The sequence below is a fragment of the Pseudoflavonifractor sp. MCC625 genome, from assembly GCF_018784545.1.
GTDB classification, from domain to species: Bacteria; Bacillota; Clostridia; order Oscillospirales; family Oscillospiraceae; genus Pseudoflavonifractor_A; species Pseudoflavonifractor_A gallinarum.
The window spans coordinates 1-1,397 of the sequence record NZ_WQOJ01000026.1 but is presented as its reverse complement, the minus strand read 5'-3'; the positions used below and the strand labels follow the sequence as shown (position 1 = coordinate 1,397).

The following is a 1,397-nucleotide window of genomic DNA, read 5'->3' as shown; positions in this document are numbered from 1 at the left end:
TCCATGAAGAACGCATAGATACGGCCTTTTCCTCCGGCAAAACTGCTGCCGCCGGTCATGGCGGTGTCGATCTCATCCTCGGTAATAAAGTGCTGGACGGTTGGCACTTGGGAAAGCTCTGAAGAAAAGGTCCTGCGTGGAAGGTCAAGGTCCTTCAGGTTCTCCCAGATCTCCCTCGGTCTATGATAGTGAAAACGCAACAGGTCACGGTCCTGCTGATAGGCAGTCCAGAAGGCGGCGTATTCTTCCTTGAGGGTCTGGCGGAAAGCCGGGTCACTCAGCTGCTCCGTCAGGCGGCGGGTCTCCTCCGGGAAACCATTGCCTTTGATCTCTGACAGGCAGGACAAATATCCGGCTTTTCTGGCGTCCTCACTGAGATCGTGATACAGATGCCAGAGCTTTTCCGAGAGGAGGGAGCGTTCATAGCCTGCCGCTTCTGCAAGCTCCACATTAGAGGCAAACTGACCACTTTCCAAAAGCTCCCCGATACGCTCTGCGGCGCGCTCCCAAGAAATGACCTGGGCAGACCTGTCATAACGGACAGACTTCCCGTGGGAAAGATGGATACCATCCTCGGCATACCATGCACTCACACTGCCAAGGCCGTTGCCACCGTGGTACAGCGTTTTCAGTATCTCGGCAATCTCAGCGGTGGTTTTCTGCTTTTCAAAGGCTGCAACCACACGCTCCCTCTGACGGTCTGTATTGCCTCCCAAACGCAGCACATGGTCAATGTCATTTTGGGCAAAAGAAAAAGCAGAGGATGTATGCGCTACATTCTCTGCTTCATCTATGGATTGGATCTGTTCCGCTTCGGAGAGGAACAGGTTTAGAGTCAGCTGTTGATAAGCTCCGCCATCAGGATTTCCTCGGCCTGGGCTTTGCAGGTGTTCATCAGCCCCACCCACTTCATGGGATCGCTGGCTTTCAGTTCCTCGGTGGCTCCCGCTTCCTTCGCCAGCTGGGGCATCATCTGCTCCAGTCTGCTCTGGGCGGTCTCGTCGATCTCGATGAGGTGCGGGTACAGCTTCTCGCTCATCAGCATCTGGTTGTAGAGGATGGGACGGTGCTCCTTCAGATAGGTTTTCCTCATCCTGCCGTACTTGCCCAGGGGTTTCTCCGGCTGCTGGCTCAGCTCCAGGTCGGGAATCTGATAGTCTCCGTTCTGGATGTAGGTCATGGGATTGTTCATCTTGCTTGCTCCTTTCTTGGTTGGCTTCGCGCTCTGCATTTCGGACGGTAACGCCGATCTGCCGCAGCACCTGCTGGTTGATCTGGCTGACCGCTGTTCCCAGCGCCCCGATGGTGGACGGGGTGTTGAAATCAAAGATCGCCATGAAATCTTCGTGGTCGAAGTAGCGTTCCGGCTCCAGTCCACAGCGGGACATCAAAGCGTA

At 55.2% G+C, this 1,397-nt stretch carries 1 protein-coding gene and 2 pseudogenes; 1 reads left to right on the top strand and 2 read right to left on the bottom strand.

Annotation, left to right across the window (positions count from 1 at the left end):
• Nucleotides 1-908, bottom strand: a pseudogene (locus tag GPK94_RS07340) (helicase SNF2); the annotation flags it as partial.
• Nucleotides 836-1,192, bottom strand: a complete 357-nt coding sequence (locus tag GPK94_RS07335; RefSeq protein ID WP_215655371.1) for a TnpV protein — start codon at nt 1,190-1,192, stop codon at nt 836-838. The gene GPK94_RS07335 and the pseudogene GPK94_RS07340, both read right to left, overlap by 73 nt.
• Here GPK94_RS07335 and GPK94_RS07330 point away from each other — a divergent pair.
• A pseudogene (locus tag GPK94_RS07330) lies at nt 1,179-1,397 on the top strand (hypothetical protein); the annotation flags it as partial. The gene GPK94_RS07335 and the pseudogene GPK94_RS07330 sit on opposite strands and share 14 nt — an antisense overlap.